The organism is Bdellovibrio sp. ZAP7 (assembly GCF_006874645.1).
Taxonomy (GTDB): Bacteria; Bdellovibrionota; Bdellovibrionia; order Bdellovibrionales; family Bdellovibrionaceae; genus Bdellovibrio.
On sequence record NZ_CP030082.1, the window covers coordinates 1,300,453 to 1,318,906 of the forward strand.

Genomic DNA, 18,454 nt, shown 5'->3' on the forward strand with positions numbered 1-18,454 from the left:
TCAGGCAGTTTTTGAGGAAATATCGCTATCGACAAAGTGCATTGCCAATCCTTAACTCTGCTGTTACTTTCACCGCCGTTAATACGTCCTTTATAAATTCAAGATCTGGTTGAATGTCTCTACCAACTTCCTCAAAAAGTTGACTATCGGAATGATTATTAACTGACACATAAATTTTTAGTCAGTGGTAGTTATGATAAATCAATCCGGGTCTCTTGAAGTTCACGATAGCTCTCGTTTCAATAATCTTTTATCTGGTGTTTTATTTGTTGCCTTGGGTTCCTCCAGTTACGGCATGCTTTCCACTTTCGTAAAACTCGCTTACAAGCAAAATTTCACCACGGCCGAGGTCACGGTTTCTCAAGTGATCTGGGGCGCTTTGATTTTGACGATCATGAATGGTCTTTTTAATAAGAACGCTAAAAAATTGACGACGATTGAAACTCGTCAATTGATGATTGCTGGGATCCCGGTGGGACTGACCAGTGTTCTTTACTATCTATCCGTGAAATATATTGATGCTTCTGTCGCTGTCGTTTTGCTGATGCAATCAGTATGGATGGGGATCGTGGTTGAAACGATTCGCAGCAAGCGTGCTCCTGGCATCGACAAAGTTTTGGCAGTGGCGATGATTTTATTTGGCACCTTGATGGCGACAAATGTTTTTGGTGCTTCCCATAATTTGGATATGCGGGGAGTGGTGCTGGCGGTGTTGGCGGCGATGTCTTTTAGCTGGGCGCTCGCTTCAACTCAAAGTGTGGCGTCTCATTTACATCCCATCAAGCGCAGTCAGATCATGATGTATGGGGCTTGCATTGTTGTGGGGTTGTTTGGATTTCTAACTCAACTCGGGCCTTATTATCTGAACGTGCGCCTGATCGGCGAAGAGTTCATTCGCAATCAGCCCTTTAATTTTTCTATCTTTATGTCTTACGGTTTGATCATCGCGATCTTTGGAACGGTGATTCCACCGATCATGTTGAACAAAGGGTTCCCCATCGTGGGAGTGGGCTTAGGGAGCATTATCTCGGCCGTTGAACTTCCTTTTGCGATGACGATTTCATTCTTGGTATTAAACGAATCCGTCGTCAGCACGCAGTGGCTGGGAGCGATGGTCATCATCATGGCGATCGTCCTTTTAAATTATAAAATGATCTTAAGAAGTGACTGTTAAAAAACGCTCTTGATCAAATCGGCCAATTCATTTAGCATTTAAGAAGTGGCATCAAGTCACGTATCACTCAAGGGAGGTCCTTATGCACATTCTATCTGTACACCAGGGCCTTCATTCGCACCTGAACTAAGCAATACAATTTAGGTTTTCGAAAAGGCCCTTTAGTCATTTTCAATTTTTGAAATTAACTTTAGGAGTTTTCATGTTTATTTCCGATAAGGAATTTTTGTTTCTTTTTGGTTGGGACGACTTTTTTGAAAGTCAGGTTCCTAGCGATTCGTCGTCGTCTTTATTTCCTGCCCGTGTTGTATGCGAAGAAAGAAATCTCTATCGCGTGCAATCGGGATTTGAACAAGTATTTTGGGCGTCCGTTACTGGCAAGATGCAGTTTAATGCGACCTCAAGAGTCCAATATCCCGCAGTGGGGGATTGGGTATTAGTGGAGCTACCCCATCAGTCCGACCGCGGGGTCATCCACCGAGTGCTCGACAGAAAATCGACTGTTCACCGAAAGCAGGTGGGATCAAGTGCTGACATGCAGATTCTTTCCACGAATGTGGATTATGCATTTATCACCTCATCTGTGAACGCGGATCTAAATTACCGTCGTATCGAAAGATACCTGGCGGTGGCTTATGATGCGGGGGTGGTACCGGTCATTCTTTTAACTAAGGCGGATACCGTTCAGGGAAGTATCGACGAAGTTTTGGCCGAGGTTCAAAATGAATTTGCGGGAGTGAAAGTGCATACCCTTTCCAGGGATGAATTCCAACAGGCAGAGTTCCTGCCGGAATACCTTAAAAAGGGCACGACTTCGGTGGTTATTGGTTCTTCGGGCGTGGGTAAGTCGACCTTGGTGAACTTCTTGATTGGTGAGGACGTCATCAAGACACAGGAAATCAGGGAGGATGATGATAAAGGTCGTCACACCACCACGTCTCGGCATCTTTATATTAGCCGTTACGGTGGATTGATTATCGATACTCCGGGAATGCGTGAGTTGCAGTTATCCGATCATTCTGAAGGGTTAAGCAGTCAGTTCGCTGAAGTGGAGGAGTTGATTAACAGTTGTCGTTTCAGCGATTGCCAACATCAGACTGAGCCAGGTTGTGCGGTGAAAGCGGCGTTGGAAGATGGAACTCTGTCTGAAGAAAAGTGGCGCAGTTATCTTAAGCTTGAAGCCGAAGTGCGCGCAGGTTTACGGAAGCAAGACCGCGTTCTGGCAGCCGAAGATCGCAAGATGTGGAAGAAGTTAACCAACGATGCGAAAGAACGGGCCCGGTTTAAGAAAAGAATCAGGTAAAACCCAATAAAAAACCCACCGAGGAGGTGGGTTTTTCTTTATTCTGGATCAGCTCCGTTCGGGGCGTCTTCCGTTTGGCTATTGCCCTGGCCGTTGTCTTGGCCATTGTCATTGTCGTCTTCGGAATCTGCAGAATCATCTGGAGGCAGTTCTTTTTTCTCGTTTTGCAGACTTGCATCCAGTTTTGAAGGTGTTTTTGCAAGCATCGCATTGCAAGAAGGCTTTGCTCTATAGAAATGCTTCCACATTTCTTCGCCCGGTTTTCCCTTAATCTCTGGAGACTGAAGCTCGGAGCCCATGTAAGAGCTCATCTTGGCCCATTCTTTCAGGTGTTTCAATTTACGTGGAATTTTGCGTTCCCCATCACATTCACCTTGGGAGGCTTTTCCGCCTTCAACGATAAAGCTGTAAGCTTTCGGTGGGCCCTTCTTTTTTGCGAAGGCAAAAGAACCGGGATTCAAAGTCGGCTGAAGAAACAGAACACTTGCTAGGACGAAAACTTTTTTAAAACTGATTTTCCACATATAGGAAAATGCTAACAGCAAATCCCCCGGGAAGAAAAGATTAAAAGTAAGTCGTGTACCTGTTGATTTTAAACTACAACCCACATTTTCGTCTTTAAAGAACGCCAAAACGCATAAAAATAGACTGATCTATATCATGGTTTCGAGATTTGAACCGGGACGGAGACAATCTTTTTCATTTATGTTGGCGGTAATTGAAAACCCTTAGTTGTGGAAGTTGAGGATAAAAAAAATGGGTAATAGGCGGTTGTGGTTATTATTTACTTTCGTCGTCGTGGCATCGTTTGCTGTCTTGGGATACTATGGCAGCGAAATTTACAGGCAGGCCCCACCCATACCGAAGCAAGTTGTAACAACCACAGGTGAAGTTGTTTTTACGGCTGAGCAAATTAAAGATGGGCAGAATGTATGGCAATCCATCGGCGGTCAGCAAGTAGGTTCGATCTGGGGGCACGGAGCTTATGTCGCACCCGACTGGAGTGCCGACTGGCTTCATCGCGAAGCCGTTTTCATGGTAAATGAGCTCGCTCAATCTCAGCACCAGAAAAAATTTGATGATCTGAGTGATGAAGATAAAGCCGCGATAACAAAACGACTCCAAAATGAAATCCGTAAAAATTCCTATAATGTGGAAACAGGAGTCCTCACGATCAGTCCTGCGCGGGCCGCGGCGATACGTGAAAACAGTCGTCACTATTCAGAAATTTTTATGGATGGTCCTGATGGCGATAAACTTCGTGGCGCCTATGCCATTCCTAAAAACGCGATCAAATCAACTGATCGCATGGGAATGATGAATGCATTTTTCTTTTGGACTTCTTGGGCTTGTGTGACCGAAAGACCGGGACACGACATCACTTATACCAACAACTGGCCTCCAGATAAGTTAGTCGGAAATGAAGCGACGGGTTCGCTCTTACTGTGGACAGGTTTCAGTGTGATCTTGCTTCTTGCCGGGATTGCATTGTTAGCTTGGCACCATGCCGTGACTTCAGCAGAAGGAGTTCCAGCAGAAAAGCTCCCAAAGTTGGATCCTTTGTTGGGCTTGCAGCCAACCCCCTCTATGTCAGCGACCTTGAAATATTTCTGGGTGGTGTGTGCTTTGATGGTGGTGCAAGTCATCATGGGCGGGATCACCGCTCACTACGGAGTTGAGGGAAATGGTCTTTACGGAATTCCACTTTCTGATTGGATTCCTTATTCACTCACTCGTACCTGGCATGTGCAGATCGGTATTTTCTGGATTGCGACTTCGTGGCTGGCGACGGGTTTATTTATTGCGCCAGCAGTTTCTGGACATGAACCAAAATTTCAGGCAGCCGGTGTGCACTTCCTTTGGGTGTGCTTACTGATCATCGTTGTGGGGTCGTTAGCAGGTCAGTGGTTTGCAGTGATGCAAAAACTTGGCTTTGAAATGAACTTCTGGTTTGGTCATCAGGGTTATGAGTATGTGGACTTAGGAAGATTCTGGCAGTCTTTCTTGCTTATTGGTTTATTCTTGTGGCTCTTCTTAATGGCCAGAGCGATTTGGCCCGCATTTAAAAAGCAGGAGGAAAATCGCCACCTGTTGACGATGTTTATGATTGCATCCGCGGCCATCGCACTCTTTTATGCCGCGGGCTTTATGTGGGGTCGTCATACCAACTTGGCTATTGCGGAATACTGGAGATGGTGGGTCGTGCATCTTTGGGTGGAAGGATTCTTTGAAGTCTTTGCCACTGTCGTGATTGCGTTCTTATTCACGCGCATGGGACTTATCGATACGAAAGTTGCAACAACCAGCGTGTTGTTTTCAACTATCGTATTTTTAGCGGGTGGTATTTTAGGAACTTTCCATCACTTGTATTTCACGGGAACTCCGACAGCGGTCTTAGCCTTGGGTGCGACCTTCAGTGCTTTGGAAGTTGTTCCATTAGTGTTGCTAGGTATCGAAGGGTACAGTCACTTTAAAGTCAGCAAAGCTGCAAAGTGGTTGGAAGCTTATAAGTGGCCAATTTACTTCTTTATCGCCGTGGCGTTTTGGAACTTGGTCGGTGCCGGTATTTTTGGTTTCTTGATCAATCCACCGATTGCACTCTATTACATGCAAGGTTTGAACACCACGCCGGTGCATGGACATACGGCTTTGTTTGGCGTGTATGGAATGCTTGGTATTGGTTTGATGCTCTTCGTTTTAAAAGGAATGGCCGCACGCCATGTTTGGAAAGACGGTGTGATTCGTTTTGCCTTTTGGTCGATCAATATCGGTCTGGCTTTAATGGTTCTGATCAGCGTTTTGCCAATTGGTTTTCTACAAACATTGGCAAGTGTTCAACATGGTTTTTGGTACGCGCGTTCTGCCGAATTTATGCAGCAACCGGGAATGGATACTTTGCGCTGGTTGCGCGTTATCGGGGACACGATTTTCACGGTTGGAATTCTGGCTTTGGGCTGGTTTGTGATCGGTCTTAAAGTGGGATTTTCGGTCAAAGGTACAGTGGACCTTTCACTGGAAAATCATCCCTCCGGAAAATAGTAAAAACAAGAACGTCTCTAAAAAAGCCCCTTGGTTTCCAGGGGGTTTTTTTTATTCTCCCACCCGGGTGGAATCCATAGTCGTGTTTCAGTTTATAACTCGAGAAATTGATTTGGATCATTTACCGTGTTTATCTGGCATGCGAATGTTTACGCAGGGATCTCATAGTACAGGGAGACAAAATTATGGGTCATTTTAATAAGTACGGCGCCTTGATGATGTTGGCGCTATCATTCATTTCTTACGGAGCAAATGCCGCTGACGAAGTTAAGGGGGAAGAAGTTGCCGTTCTTACAGATGCGCCCCTCGTTCCTCCTCCGATCACGCGTAAAAATCCAACGAAAGTAATCGTTAATCTGGAAACAAAAGAAGTAAAAATGCGACTGGCCGAAGGTGTGGATTACACTTTTTGGACATTCGGGGGGAAAGTTCCCGGTAAGTTCATTCGTATCCGCGAAGGGGATCAAGTGGAGTTCCATCTTCACAACCATCCTTCCAGCAAGCTTCCGCACAATATCGACTTGCACGGGGTGACTGGACAAGGTGGCGGTGCCGAAGGTTCCTTCACAGCGCCCGGCCACAGTTCAACTTTTAATTTTAAAGCCTTAAACCCAGGCCTTTACGTTTATCACTGTGCAACTGCTCCTGTTGGGATGCATATCGCAAATGGTATGTACGGTTTGATTTTGGTCGAACCTAAAGAAGGCCTTCCAAAAGTGGACCGCGAATACTATGTCATGCAAAGTGAGATTTATACGAAAGGTAAATACGGAGCACCGGGCTTGCAACCTTTCAGCATGACGAAAGCGGTTGAAGAAAAAGCCGACTACGTTTTATTCAACGGGAGTGTCGGGGCATTGACAGGTGATAAAGCCCTGACTGCCAAAGTGGGCGAGAAAGTTCGTCTCTTTGTGGGTAATGGTGGACCGAACTTGGTGTCTTCATTCCACGTCATCGGTGAGATCTTCGATAAGGTCTATGTCGAGGGCGGAAAACTGGTAAATGAAAACGTGCAAACGACTCTGATCCCAGCGGGTGGGTCTTCAATCGTTGAGTTTAAATTGGATACGACAGGAACATTTATCCTGGTGGACCACTCCATCTTCCGTGCCTTTAATAAAGGTGCGTTGGGGATGTTGAAAGTTGAGGGTGATGCTAATAAAGATGTTTACTCCGGTAAAACTCATGATGGTATCTATCTGCCAGAGGGTGGCGTGATTCAAGAAATGGGTGCTGAAGCGCCAAAACCTATTCCAGCCAAAACTTTGGAAGAACGTCTTTCTGGTGGTAAACGTATTTTTGAAACTTCCTGCTTTGCTTGCCATCAAATGAATGGTCAAGGTTTGCCAGGAGCTTTCCCTCCACTGGCAAAATCGGATTTCTTAAATAACAACAAAACGAAAGCAATCTCTGCAGTGATCCATGGTCTTGAAGGACCGGTGAAAGTGAATGGCAAAGAGTTTAATTCTGTGATGCCAGCACAAGTTTTGACTGATGAAGACACTGCGAATGTTTTGACTTACGTATATAGCATGTGGGGCAACTCCAAAAAAGTGGTTACTCCAGACGAAGTTAAAGCGGTTCGTGCTCAAGGAAAAGCGAAGTAAGTTATGGGCAGGAGTTGGAAAATTCTCATCTCGAGTTTATTGATCTCCAGCTTCTGTTCCTCTGTGTTCGCGAACGATTCTTTAATCAAAATACCTGCGGGAGAATTTAAGTTTCCCGCACTCTTAAATAAGACCTCCGTCAAAGTGGCGGAGTTTTTTCTTGATAAACATGCTGTTACAAATGCGCAGTACTTGGCATTTGTAAAATCCAATCCCAACTGGAAAAAATCCCAGGTTAAAACTATTTTTGCTGACGCCGAATACCTGCAGTACTGGCCTTCTGATGTTTCCTTTGGAGACTCGCGCTTGGCAAATGCTCCGGTAGTTCGGGTCAGCTGGTTTGCGGCAAGAGCTTATTGTGAAAGTCAGGGCAAACGTCTTCCGAGCTTGAATGAATGGGAATATGTGGGCCTTGGTACTTACAAAGGACAAAAAACTATTCAAGGCACCATCCTTGAATGGTACGGAAAAACCTCCGAATGGCCTTTGCCGCAAGTCGCAAAAAATGAAGCGAACTCCTATGGACTTCACGATCTGCATGGATTGATTTGGGAATGGGTTGAAGACTTTAATTCTTCGCTGGTAACTGGGGAATCCCGCGCAGACAGCGCCTTGGATAAGAACCTGTTCTGCGGAGCCGGGGCTTCAGGTGCGGCGGATCCAGCGGATTACGCGGCTTTTATGCGCTATGCATTTCGCAGCAGTTTACAAGCCAAATATACGATTCAAAATCTAGGTTTTAGATGTGCAAAAGATAAGGAATAATTTTATGAAAAAACAAATCATCCCCCTTTGCTTCTTAGTGGCCGGACTTTATTCAACAGCGCAAGCCACTCATGATCACAGTGATCACAAAGGCCATGCCCAACAGGACGCAAAGCAAACGGCCAGCGCTCCGCTTTCGGGAGACTCGCTGTTTAATACGAACGCTAGTTTTAAAGATCAAAACGGCAACGCTATTAAGCTTGAATCGTTCCGTGGTCATCCAGTAGTGATTTCTATGGCTTACACGGGCTGTGCTTACACTTGTCCGATGATTTTAACTCAAATGCAGCAAGTGGAAAAAGCGATCGAGAAAACTGGCAGAAAAGACGTGCAATTTGTTTTGATTACTTTTGACTATATGAATGACACTCCCACAATTCTTAAAGCATATGCGCAAAGGAAAAACTTAAGCGGAAATTGGAAGCTTCTAACTTCTGCAAGTGACAAGGAACCACGTGAAATTTCCAATCTTTTAGGGATTAAGTATAAAAAAATGGAGGGTGGGGATTACGATCACTCTTTTGTTATCACGGTTCTTGACTCTGAAGGCGTGATCAAAGGCCGTCAGGTCGGTGCCAAAGGGGATACAGAAACTTTGGTTGGTTACTTACCGAAATAATTAGAATATTTGATCGAGATCAAGGCGGGGGAGAGAGATTTTCTCTACAGTGGGTGTAAATGGAGGTTATAGCAATGACTGAATTTATCATCGAAGCCCAGAAAATTTCCCCCCAGCAGCGCCACAGTTTTATTGTCGAAAGTTTTGACAACCTGGAGGGCGGGGACGCGATCGTGATCGTGAACAATCATGATCCTTTGCCACTGCTCAGATTTTTCGAGCAAAACCGCGCCAGCGAATTTAAGCAAGAATACATTCAGTCAGGTCCCGGAGTCTGGAAAGTTCGTTTAACGAAAAATAAAAAAGAAGGCTGCTGCGGATTTTGCGGTGGTAACTAACATCCTCTGCGCTCGCACATTTTAAAAAGACAACCGTCTTCTTTAGCGATGTGCTGGCGCAGGAAATCTTCGTAATCCTGTTTAAATATTTTAAAATACTTCGCATACATTTCAGAACCCTCCTGCGAGCTTAAATATCGAATCGCCTGGGAAAGTTCATGGCCAAAGGCATGCTCTTCCATCGGGATACTTAAAGGGTTTTGTGGTGTGCACCAAGAGGGGATCGCATAGGCGTCACTGCGGGGGCCCCCGTCGGCATAATACTTTTCCAGCTTTACTTTTACTTGTTGAATCGGACTGAATTCCAACTGAATACCACGATAGTAAGTACATAAAGGCCCGCCATGGGAAAGCCAGGGTTCGTGTGCAACCCCGGGAAACAATTCCTGCTCTTCTTTGGGGTGATGGACCTTTTCAACAAAGTCTAAAATTTTAATGAAATCACTTTCGTGATCAAGCATGTGAAGTATGATTTGATGCTCTTCGCGAAGTTTTTTTAGTAGGTCGATCATTGCGGACCTCCTCAAGGGCTTTTTTATCTATGACTTCGATGTGCTTTTCGTCGGTTTTAAGCCAACCTTTTTTTGTCCATTCGCTTAAGATGCGGATCACCGTTTCACTTTTAGCACCGATCTTAAGGGAGATATCAAAGCGGGTCAGAGGCATTTGAATACGCTTTTGCGAAGCGCGGGGCTGCTTTTCCAGCATGCGCAACAGAAAATCAGCCATGCGGTTTGAGACCAAACAACTTGATTTGCAGAGGTCATTTTGAAATTCCAAAAAGCGGTCCGTAATTTGTCTTGTGACTTCGCTTTTCACCCGAGGAATGTTCAAAAGCGTGTGATTAAAGAAATCCAGAGGGATCTGAACAAGTACGCAATCTTCCTGGCAACGCACGGTTGCGGGATATTTGGGTAACGGCAAACTTGCCATGGTGATTCCTAGAAACTCACCTCGGCCCAGAAAGTTAAAGATCTTTACGTCTCCTGCAGCCGTGCATTCCTGGATTTTTACAGATCCCGAAAGGATCAGATAGATATATTGAATGGGATCATCCTTTTCAAAGACGAGCTCCCGGCTGGGCAAAGGAAGTAGCTTCATATAATAAGCCATTTCCTGTAAATCGCGCTCGCGCACCGAGCTGAATATTTCTAAATTATGTAATTTATGTGCCAAATCACCCATATGCCACCCTGGGCTTATATTGGCAGCCGCTCACATCTACTTCCATGATCTAAATCAATAAATGGCACTTTTTGATTTGGATCATGGAAAAAGGAGTGATTTCGCCTCATTCTGGGGATGAGGATGGTAGGTCATTATGAATAAAAACCAACAGCAAATCGATGCATACAGATATTTTTTTCCAGCAGGCTGGCTTCTTGGAATTTGGGGAGTACTTCTATGGATTTTATTTCCATGGAATCTGGTTACTTACCCGGGATTGTCACATCCAGAAATAATGACGGGGGGATTTTTCCTTTGTTTCGTCTGTGGTTTTTTGATGACGGCAGCTCCGCGCTTTACAAGTTCTTTCGGGCCTACAAGAATCGATCATTGGATTTCCTGCTTCCTCATCGCACTGCTTTTTGTAGGTTTATCCACTCCAAAGATTTTCTTTTATGGTGTTGTCGTTTTGATTTTTGTTTTCTTAATCAGTTATCTGGTCAGACGATTTTTAAATCGCTCTAGCAATCCGCCGGATTCTTTTGTGTTTGTGGGAGTGGGGTTGGCTGCGGGACTGATGGGCAGCTTAATCTTGGTGGCCGCCGAAGTTTTTAATGTTCCAAGAGAGCTCTACAATTTGGGACGGCTCTTTTTCTTGCAAGCTTATATTTTATGTCTGGTTGTGGGTGTAGGCAGTCGCTTGATTCCGGCACTTTTGGGTTGGGCACCGATGCCAACGGAACAGGCGAAAACTTTTAATCCTAAACGTTATCTGTGTTTGGCGATTTTATTTTTGGCGACTTACGCGTTGGAGGCCTTCGGATTTACGGTGTTATCGCAATTGTCTCGAGCCCTGATCTTTAGTTTTATCTTTTTAAGAATGTGGAAGATCTATCGTTTGCCAAGTCGTACCGCCGTTCAAACTTATTGGCTGTGGATTTCGGCTTGGTTGGTGATGCTGGGGCAATGGGGTATTGTTGCGATGCCGGATTTCCGTGTGCATTTACTGCATGTGATTTTGGTTTCGGGTTTGGGACTTATGACTTTCATGATTGCAGTCCGAGTCGGCTTATCCCACGGGCGTCATGACATGACCCTAGAAAAAAGCTCCAAGATGTTAGCCCTTGGAGCTTTTTTGATGTGTTTGGCTGGTTTTACACGCCTATCTGCGGGAATTGCTCCGGCACTTTATCAGTCTCATTTAATCTATGCGGCGTATACATGGATTCTGGGGCTGTTGATTTGGGGATGGGTTTTCCTGCCAAAGATGGTGCGGGTGAAGTAGCATGATAGAAACGTCGGGCGGCCTCTTTCTGGCGAGCCGAGCTAAATGCAGAGATCCGTTTTAAATACCCAATCACTCGTGTGGCGTGATCAATATTTTCACTGCCACATGAGGAGCAGGCATAAAGAGTTCTTTTATCAATATGCTCACACTCATTGCAGATCGTGATTTTGATATTCACACACCAGTAATTGCATCCTGATTTCGCTGCGGCTTGAATCAGCTTCAAAAATCCTTCAGGGGTCAGAGTTTCTTCCAGATTTAAATGCAGGGCAGATCCTCCGTCCAGATACTGCATCATCTCGTGACCGTGTAAGGTCATTTTGTCTAATGCATTTACATCTTCATTTTCTACGACATAAAAATAAGAATTATAGCAAGGGCGTGGCACATATAAGCCGTCTTTGCGATCCCATTGGGCGTTTTTTACTCCCAAGTTTTCTGCAGGAACAAATTCAGTATTAAACATATAGCCGTATTTTGATTTGGCTTCCTTATTGGCGTCATAGATGACTTTTAACTGTCCACGAACGAAGTCTTTATACTCCCGGGCGTTTTCAACTTTTAAGCCAAAGTATTCGGCAGCTTCGACCATCCCATTGATTCCAATAGTTAAAAACTGTTTGTCCAGGGAAATAAATCCGGCAGAGTAAGCACTTAACAGGTTTGCCTCGTAATACTCTTGCATCAAGCGACGGTAGGCCACTTGGTACTTTTGAACTTTTTCAACCATGGTTTTAAGATTGATATTTTTTTGAACCAAACGATTCATATTGATGGTGATGACATTGATGGACCCGGTGGCGACACCGCCAGCTCCCAAAGAATAGCTAAAGGTATTGTCTGAAATTTCATTACGTAAGCGGCAACAGCTGGCCAGGCTGTCAGCGGACTCACTCATATACATGAAAAAGCTATTGCCCTGACTTAATTCGGTTGCGCACATTTTCGCAAACGCCTGGTCCCGAGGGCCTTCTTTATCCGTTAACATTGCAGCGGTAACGACCGGGAAGGTTAGGATCGCATTTTTTCTTTCCTGATTAAACCAGCTCATGAAATGACCTTGGAGTTTTTCGACTCGGTTCCAGCTGGGTTTTGTGCCGTCTGGGAAAACAAAATCTCCGAACAAGGATTTGAAATAGTATTCATCGTAAACTGAGATATTCCAGAAGACGGATTGATATCCCCGCGCCGCAGCCGGTTGATTGATTGCATAGACCACGTGCTGTAAATGATTGTTAATGATTTTTCTGTGCGTGTTTAAATAGTCAGGACCGTAGTCCTTGGCCGCAAAGTGATCAAAGTACATCAGCCACTCAACACTTGCGACGGCTCCGGCAAACTGCGAGGAAATCGCAAAGATTAGATTCACAAAGCAGCCACAGAAGCTTTCTAAGTGTTGGGGGGCTTTGGATTCTCCACCTAGGTTTTTTAGACCATCTAGCAGCAGGGGATACATCGAAATCGATGCACAATAGGGTTTTAACGACGTTTCATCGTGCACGTAGATCTCGTGCTCTTCGATTTGACGAATGTATTCTTTGGCGAGCGGTGATCCAAAGATTTCTGCGATCTTTCTGGCGACCAGGGTGCGGTTGATTTGAATATTGATGTCTTTATTAATTTCCGCCTCCAACGTTGCGATGTTTTTATGGGTGACGTTGGCGTTCGCATCAAGCTTTGAACCTTCAGCAGCATTTTGCGCTGATTTATAGCCATCAATGAATTTAATTTTACTCTCGATTTGCTCAGGGGTGAGTCGGATCATGGGGGATCTCCTTGTTGTGTTCACGTTGAAAAAGATGATTAAGAATTCGATTGTTTTTTAGGTCGTAAAAGATTTGATTGGTTGAAGGGGAATCTAGTCCCCCAAGTTCTCTGCGCCAGGGGCCGACTTTTAAAAAATCCAAATGTGACTTTAAAGCGGGGGAGGCGTCAGCAGCGCCGGTGTAAAATGCGGTTAATAGGTTTCTTTCTCGAGCAGTCTTTAGAAACTCGATAAGTTCAGACTCACGCCACTCTCCACCTAAAAATAGAACGGTGGTAATACGGTCGTGGTATCTGTCGATGATTTCATTGAATAGTGGGATGTCGAGTTTGTAGCCGTTTTTCTCGCTCCACAATTCCGTCGAGTGGCAGCCGGGACATTTTAACGGGCAGCCACAAACATAGAATGCCAGGGAGATGTGATGGGGGACTTCTTGAAAAACGATGTCGTACTTGAAAATCTGCATACGCTACCTTCGATATGAAAAGGATAGCGCTCGATTTTTTGAAGGCACTAGGAATTGTGGGAATTCCTGATCTGGATCACCTTATCTAGTTAGATTCGACGCGTTCTATGATCTGGATCTGTTTATGGTTCATGCGAATCAGACCTTCTTCTTCCAGTTCCGCCAAAGCGCGAGAGAAAGTTTCTGGGCGCAGTCCTAGCATCAACGCAACGTCGTGCTTTTTGCCATCAAGTTTGATCAGGGGCTTTGCCTGTTGTTCACCCAAGCGGCAGATATGCATCCAGACTCGGTCTTTCGCAGACGGTGTATTGATATTCTCGATAACCGTATTTAGATTATCCATCCAGCGTACCAAAGACGTAACGACCGACTGATAAAGTAGAGGGCTTTCCGCCAAAATCGTTTGAAAGTCTTTTTTAGGGATATAGAAAACTTCCGAAGCTTCCAATGCCGTGGCTGCATCAGCATTTTTATCCTGACCCAGGATGCTGCCTTCACCGAAAGTTTTGCCCGGACCTAGAATTTGTAAAACGATTTCCTTCCCAGCCGGGGAAACTTTAGAAATCTTCACGGAACCTTTCGCAACCAAGTAAAGACCACGGGCATCTTCCTGTTGATCAAAGATCATCGTATTTTTAGCAAAGGTTTTTTTTTGCAGAAAATTGAGGACTTGATTAGTCACTTTTTCTTCGTGGCTTGAGCAGATGGGGCAATTATCGGTCGGACGCTCTTTCATACTTCCTCACTCGCAGGGATACAGAGGTTTTCAGTATTTTAGACCTCTCTTATGCCTTTCACAAGACGAGCTTTCAAGGTCGACGCAGGGTGGATTTTAAGTGCCTCAAATCTGGACCAAGGTTTCCTTAAGGTTTAAAATAGCGTGAGCTCTCGTCGACCAGATTAAAGCCGTCGACCAAGTTTCCTTGGATATTAGCTCCCCAGTGAAGGTGAGGGCCGGAGACTCGCCCGGTTTTTCCGGCCAGACCGATGATTTGACCTTTTTCTACCATGTCACCAACGGTGACGAGGCGTTTGGAAAGGTGATTGTAGACTGTAAAGATACCAATCCCGTGATCGATGATCACGATATTTCCTGACATATAGAATTCTTGGGATAGTACGACTTTACCGCGATTGGCAGCGGGAATTTTCTTACCGACTTTCGCGCGGAAATCGATACCCAAGTGTTCGCCAATTTTTTTGCCATGGTTGTAATTTCGTTTAATTCCGAAAGGACTTGTGATCTTGCTTTTAAGCGGAGAAATAAATGGTTCTTTAAATTGCAGGGTATCTAAGGAAGAGGCATACACCTGTTTAGCTAAAGCCAGCTCTGCTTCCACACGTTTTTTGATTTCATCAGAAATAACGACGCGAGTGGAATCGACATGCAGATTTTCGTGAGCGAATTCTTTAGGCTCAACTGTAAAGTTAATTTTAGTCAGAATCTTTTCGTCATCCTTTAAGACGCATTGAAACGGTTCCAGTTTTGAAAAGTAACTTTCAGAAACAACGACAGTATAGCCATCCTTGCTATTTTGAATGGGTAAACGCAAATCGCGGCAGGAAAAGTTGGGATGAGCGGCTCCGCCAGGGAATTTTAGAAACTTCACCTCGCCCGGTCTGATTTTTTCTTGCTGAATGGCTTCTTCCGCCAAAGCGAAATTACAAAGCGTGATCAGAGAATATGTTAAGGCTAAGAGGCGGGCTGTGCTTTTTAGTTTCATTTAATTATTGGAACACACAAATGCGCTTAGAGAGAAATGCCCAAGCAATTGACATAGCGCTTTATCGATACATGTTGTTTATTACCAAATGTTAACTCCATAATATTTGTTGGAGGGACCACGGATGAGATCATTATTTGTTTTAGCTCTATGCTTATTTGTCCAGGCAGGACATGCAGAGCTTATCAATGTTCAGCAGTTAAATCAGAAAATTCAAAGAAACGGTGGCGAGTGGCAGGCGCAAAGCAACCACATGACCAAGCTTTCTAAATCAGAAGCAAAACATCGCATGGGTCTGAGCTTGGACCAGGCCGCGGATGTTGAGTTCGTGATGCCAGAGTCTCCAAACCGCATCGAATTGCCTCCGGTTTTGGACTGGAGAAATAAAGACGGTCAAAACTGGGTATCTCCAATTTTGGACCAAGCAAACTGCGGAAGCTGCGTGGCTTTTGCGGCGGTCGGAGTTTTTGAAACTCAGTACAAAATTAATTCCTTACTGCCAAACTTTAACGCTAAATTTTCGCCACAAAACTTGTTCTCTTGCGGTGGCGGTAAATGTGATTGGGGATGGCGTCCAGAAAGTGCTGCACGTTATTTGAGCGCATCAGGCGTTCCCGACGAAGCTTGTATGCCGTATGCATCGGGTGCGACCGGGGAAGACGTAGCTTGCCGTGCAAGCTGCCCGGATACAGCGCAAAGAAGTGTGAAGCTTGCAGGCTATTCCACGCCGACTCGAGGTTCACAGGATCTAAACGCTGTGAAAATGGCGCTGCAAAAAGGACCATTGGTCACGACTTTGACAGTGTATGCTGACTTTATGGCGTACGCGGGTGGCGTTTACAAACACGTCGATGGCAACTACCTGGGTGGTCACGCGATTTCTATTATCGGTTATGATGACACCAAACAAGCTTTCATCATTCGCAACAGCTGGGGCGAAGAGTGGGGTGAAAAAGGTTTTGGTTATGTCGCGTACTCGGATCAATCCGGTGTGGGTGATGATACATGGTTATACAAAATGCAACCTCTTGCGGGCGGCGTTTCTGTAGAGTCTCCGAATGACTATTCTTACTTTACGAAAACGGTTCCCGTGAAAGCGACTTCGACTTACTCTTCCACGGATTCTTTGGCAGTGGCTATTTACAACAGTCAAAACCAAGTGGTGGCGAATTTGAATTGCCTGACTGCTGACTGTGCCCAGGACCTTGATGTCAGTTCTTTGGCAGACGGTCGCTATGAAGTTCAAGTTTTCGCGATGGGAACTCGGGGTGAAAAGGTTGGAACTTCCGAAAGACATTTCTTTTATGTTGTGAACCAAGCACCTTCTGTGGGTATCACTTTCAAAGGTTACGACGGCACAGATCTATCCAAGGCTTTGAACGGTCGTATTCAAGTGGAAGTGGCAACAACTTCTAGCTCAGTTCCACTAAGCTCAATCGAATTCCACCATGTGGGTCCAGATGGTAAAGACCAAGTTCGCTCGGCTTCGATTGTTCCGGCAAGAATGACGATGGGCTGGAGAACGAATCTTGTTCCGGATGGTCAGTATGAAATTTGGTTCACGGGTCACGTGAAATCAAACGGCATGGATGTTGTGGTTGAAAGCCCTCGCCAAAAAGTGAAAGTGGCTAATTAAAACAAAATTGATCACAAAATACAAAACCCGCTGTTTAAGGCGGGTTTTGTATTTTTAGCGTTGAGCGGATTTCGAAAACAAGGAACTCCTCGCCATCTTCGATGACGCGATTGACTTCTTTCATGCCGAGTCGCTTGGCAAGGGCAACCGACGCCGTATTGGCGGGCATTATTTGGGCGATGATTTTTTCAAATTTCAAAGTATTAAAGCCATAGTCCAGGCAAGCTTGCGCCGCTTCACGGGCGTAACCTTTTCCCCAGGCTGACTTCATGAAGCGATAACCCAAATCTATTTCCTGAATGTCTTCAATCCACTTTAATCCACACCAGCCTAATTTTTTGCGGGTTTGTTTTTCGATCACGACAAAGCGACCAATGCTGCGATCCAGGAATTGAGAGCGAATGCTAGCTATAAGTTTACTGGCTTGAGCGGCATCGATCGGGCCGTCGGGAACATAGCGCGTGATTTCGGGATCAGAATTCAACTCGACCATAAAATCGACGTCATCAGGGCGATGGGGCCTTAGTTCTAATCGATCAGTGAGTATTTTGAAATTATCTATAGTCATCTTTTAAAGATAACAGGCTTCCGCATGTCTTTGAAGGCGGAAATCGCGGAATGGACATTCTGCTTTTAGTTTAAAGCGGATAATGAGCAGACTTTCCGGGTTGAAGGTCGGAGGGACGAGTGCTTATTTGAGCAGGCTCAAAAACTTGCACCGTGATTTTTTCGGCAGTAATCACAAAAACTACGGGATTGATCTTTCCATAGAATCCGGCAGGCTCACCGTGCATTTCTAAGGTCATATTCGTTTCAGGATTCTTTTCTTTTAATAGAGCGTTGAATTTCTGTTCCCATGCGCTTTTCATTTTCATCAAGGCCGGCTGGTTCACAGAAATATCTAGGTCAGAAGTTTTTAACTGCGCTTTGCCGTTAATGAAGCTGCCACCTAAAATAATCGTTAAAGCAGGGCCACTGTGAGTGAGCTGCAAAGCAGGCAATTGGCTTTGCAGGTATTCGGCATAACGAATCACGTCTTGAGCGTCATACCGCGTGCCGAAAAGCTGTTTTTGCTCCAGCTGGAAATCCTGATAAAGCTCTTTACCAGATTTACCTGCAGAATGGCCTTCCGCAAATTTAAGATCATGGCGTTGAACCAATGCCAACGTATAGTCTAAAAGACGACGTCCCCCAATATGCCAAGGCGCCAGGGGATTGGGATCTTTCTTAGGAACTTGGCGATAGGCCTGCCCGATGATTTTTAGCTCTTCAAGCTGTTGTTCGGCGGTTTCGCTTTGGATTTTCTTTGCTAAATGGCGCGCTATGAAAAAATCTTTGGAGCCTTTGGAAAAATCACTGATCAGTTGATCTTCGCGGTTGTTGGTGAATACCTGCGCACAAACTGGAGTCGCAGTGACACTTTGTGTGAACAGCAGAAAGAATATCGACAGCATTATCGCAGGTCTGCGATAGAGGCTATTTAAGATTAGATTTAAATGGGAAACAAGATTCCGCAAGTTCATACAGAACTACCTCCAAAGTGAGTGCCAGGGGAGTGTCTCA

The 18,454-nt window shown here is 45.1% G+C and carries 17 protein-coding genes, 1 pseudogene and 1 riboswitch; of the genes and pseudogenes, 9 read left to right on the plus strand and 9 right to left on the minus strand.

Annotated elements, in window-relative coordinates; translation table 11 throughout:
- Window positions 1-68: 68 nt before the first annotated feature.
- Window positions 69-166, plus strand: a riboswitch (purine riboswitch).
- A 27-nt stretch (window positions 167-193) separates the two neighbouring features.
- The gene (locus DOM22_RS06370) at window positions 194-1,174 is read left to right on the plus strand and encodes a DMT family transporter (protein WP_142699566.1); all 981 of its coding nucleotides are present in this window, start codon (window positions 194-196) and stop codon (window positions 1,172-1,174) included.
- A gap of 202 nt (window positions 1,175-1,376) precedes the next feature.
- Entirely contained in the window at window positions 1,377-2,477 is a 1,101-nt protein-coding gene (gene rsgA, locus DOM22_RS06375; protein WP_142699567.1) for a ribosome small subunit-dependent GTPase A, read from the plus strand.
- A 38-nt stretch (window positions 2,478-2,515) separates the two neighbouring features.
- Here rsgA and DOM22_RS06380 read toward each other — a convergent pair whose 3' ends face one another.
- A complete protein-coding gene (locus DOM22_RS06380; protein ID WP_210415699.1) occupies window positions 2,516-3,022 on the minus strand; it encodes a hypothetical protein in 507 nt (168 codons plus the stop codon).
- Window positions 3,023-3,233: 211 nt separating this feature from the next.
- Here DOM22_RS06380 and DOM22_RS06385 point away from each other — a divergent pair, with 211 nt between their 5' ends.
- The 5 genes from DOM22_RS06385 to DOM22_RS06405 all read left to right on the plus strand — a co-directional run bounded on the left by DOM22_RS06385 (window position 3,234) and on the right by DOM22_RS06405 (window position 8,845).
- A complete protein-coding gene (locus DOM22_RS06385) occupies window positions 3,234-5,516 on the plus strand; it encodes a nitric-oxide reductase large subunit (protein ID WP_142699568.1) in 2,283 nt (760 codons plus the stop codon).
- A gap of 215 nt (window positions 5,517-5,731) precedes the next feature.
- Window positions 5,732-7,123 (plus strand): copper-containing nitrite reductase, encoded by a 1,392-nt coding sequence (nirK, locus tag DOM22_RS06390; RefSeq protein ID WP_142702127.1) that lies wholly within the window; start codon window positions 5,732-5,734, stop codon window positions 7,121-7,123.
- A 3-nt stretch (window positions 7,124-7,126) separates the two neighbouring features.
- The gene (locus DOM22_RS06395) at window positions 7,127-7,888 is read left to right on the plus strand and encodes a formylglycine-generating enzyme family protein (RefSeq protein ID WP_142699569.1); all 762 of its coding nucleotides are present in this window, start codon (window positions 7,127-7,129) and stop codon (window positions 7,886-7,888) included.
- A gap of 4 nt (window positions 7,889-7,892) precedes the next feature.
- A complete protein-coding gene (locus DOM22_RS06400; RefSeq protein ID WP_142699570.1) occupies window positions 7,893-8,507 on the plus strand; it encodes an SCO family protein in 615 nt (204 codons plus the stop codon).
- 74 nt (window positions 8,508-8,581) lie between these two features.
- Complete coding sequence (locus DOM22_RS06405) at window positions 8,582-8,845, plus strand: DUF2249 domain-containing protein (RefSeq protein WP_142699571.1); 264 nt, start codon at window positions 8,582-8,584, stop codon at window positions 8,843-8,845.
- Here DOM22_RS06405 and DOM22_RS06410 read toward each other — a convergent pair.
- Complete coding sequence (locus tag DOM22_RS06410) at window positions 8,842-9,357, minus strand: hypothetical protein (protein ID WP_246845870.1); 516 nt, start codon at window positions 9,355-9,357, stop codon at window positions 8,842-8,844. The genes DOM22_RS06405 and DOM22_RS06410 overlap by 4 nt on opposite strands.
- The gene (locus tag DOM22_RS06415; protein ID WP_142699572.1) at window positions 9,299-10,030 is read right to left on the minus strand and encodes a Crp/Fnr family transcriptional regulator; all 732 of its coding nucleotides are present in this window, start codon (window positions 10,028-10,030) and stop codon (window positions 9,299-9,301) included. Before DOM22_RS06415 ends, DOM22_RS06410 begins: the two co-directional genes overlap by 59 nt.
- A 136-nt stretch (window positions 10,031-10,166) precedes the next feature.
- Between DOM22_RS06415 and DOM22_RS20060 the strand changes: the two are divergent.
- A pseudogene (locus tag DOM22_RS20060) lies at window positions 10,167-11,228 on the plus strand (NnrS family protein); the annotation flags it as partial.
- Here the strand turns inward: DOM22_RS20060 and nrdD are convergent.
- From nrdD to DOM22_RS06440, 4 genes are all read right to left on the minus strand, one after another.
- Window positions 11,167-13,065, minus strand: a complete 1,899-nt coding sequence (gene nrdD, locus DOM22_RS06425; RefSeq protein ID WP_142699574.1) for an anaerobic ribonucleoside-triphosphate reductase — start codon at window positions 13,063-13,065, stop codon at window positions 11,167-11,169. The pseudogene DOM22_RS20060 and the gene nrdD sit on opposite strands and share 62 nt — an antisense overlap.
- Window positions 13,046-13,531 carry an anaerobic ribonucleoside-triphosphate reductase activating protein gene (gene nrdG / locus DOM22_RS06430; protein WP_142699575.1) on the minus strand — a complete coding sequence of 162 codons (486 nt, stop codon included), beginning with the start codon at window positions 13,529-13,531 and terminating at the stop codon, window positions 13,046-13,048. The genes nrdD and nrdG overlap by 20 nt, the downstream gene beginning before the upstream one ends.
- A gap of 85 nt (window positions 13,532-13,616) precedes the next feature.
- Complete coding sequence (locus DOM22_RS06435; protein WP_142699576.1) at window positions 13,617-14,267, minus strand: Crp/Fnr family transcriptional regulator; 651 nt, start codon at window positions 14,265-14,267, stop codon at window positions 13,617-13,619.
- Window positions 14,268-14,394: 127 nt separating this feature from the next.
- Window positions 14,395-15,255 carry a M23 family metallopeptidase gene (locus DOM22_RS06440; protein WP_142699577.1) on the minus strand — a complete coding sequence of 287 codons (861 nt, stop codon included), beginning with the start codon at window positions 15,253-15,255 and terminating at the stop codon, window positions 14,395-14,397.
- A gap of 124 nt (window positions 15,256-15,379) precedes the next feature.
- Between DOM22_RS06440 and DOM22_RS06445 the strand changes: the two genes are divergently transcribed.
- Window positions 15,380-16,891, plus strand: a complete 1,512-nt coding sequence (locus tag DOM22_RS06445; protein ID WP_142699578.1) for a C1 family peptidase — start codon at window positions 15,380-15,382, stop codon at window positions 16,889-16,891.
- Window positions 16,892-16,925: 34 nt separating this feature from the next.
- Here DOM22_RS06445 and DOM22_RS06450 read toward each other — a convergent pair whose 3' ends face one another.
- Together DOM22_RS06450 and DOM22_RS06455 are read right to left on the minus strand one after the other, a co-directional pair.
- Window positions 16,926-17,459 (minus strand): GNAT family N-acetyltransferase, encoded by a 534-nt coding sequence (locus DOM22_RS06450; RefSeq protein WP_142699579.1) that lies wholly within the window; start codon window positions 17,457-17,459, stop codon window positions 16,926-16,928.
- 70 nt (window positions 17,460-17,529) lie between these two features.
- Window positions 17,530-18,414 (minus strand): hypothetical protein, encoded by an 885-nt coding sequence (locus DOM22_RS06455; RefSeq protein ID WP_142699580.1) that lies wholly within the window; start codon window positions 18,412-18,414, stop codon window positions 17,530-17,532.
- Window positions 18,415-18,454 lie beyond the last annotated feature (40 nt).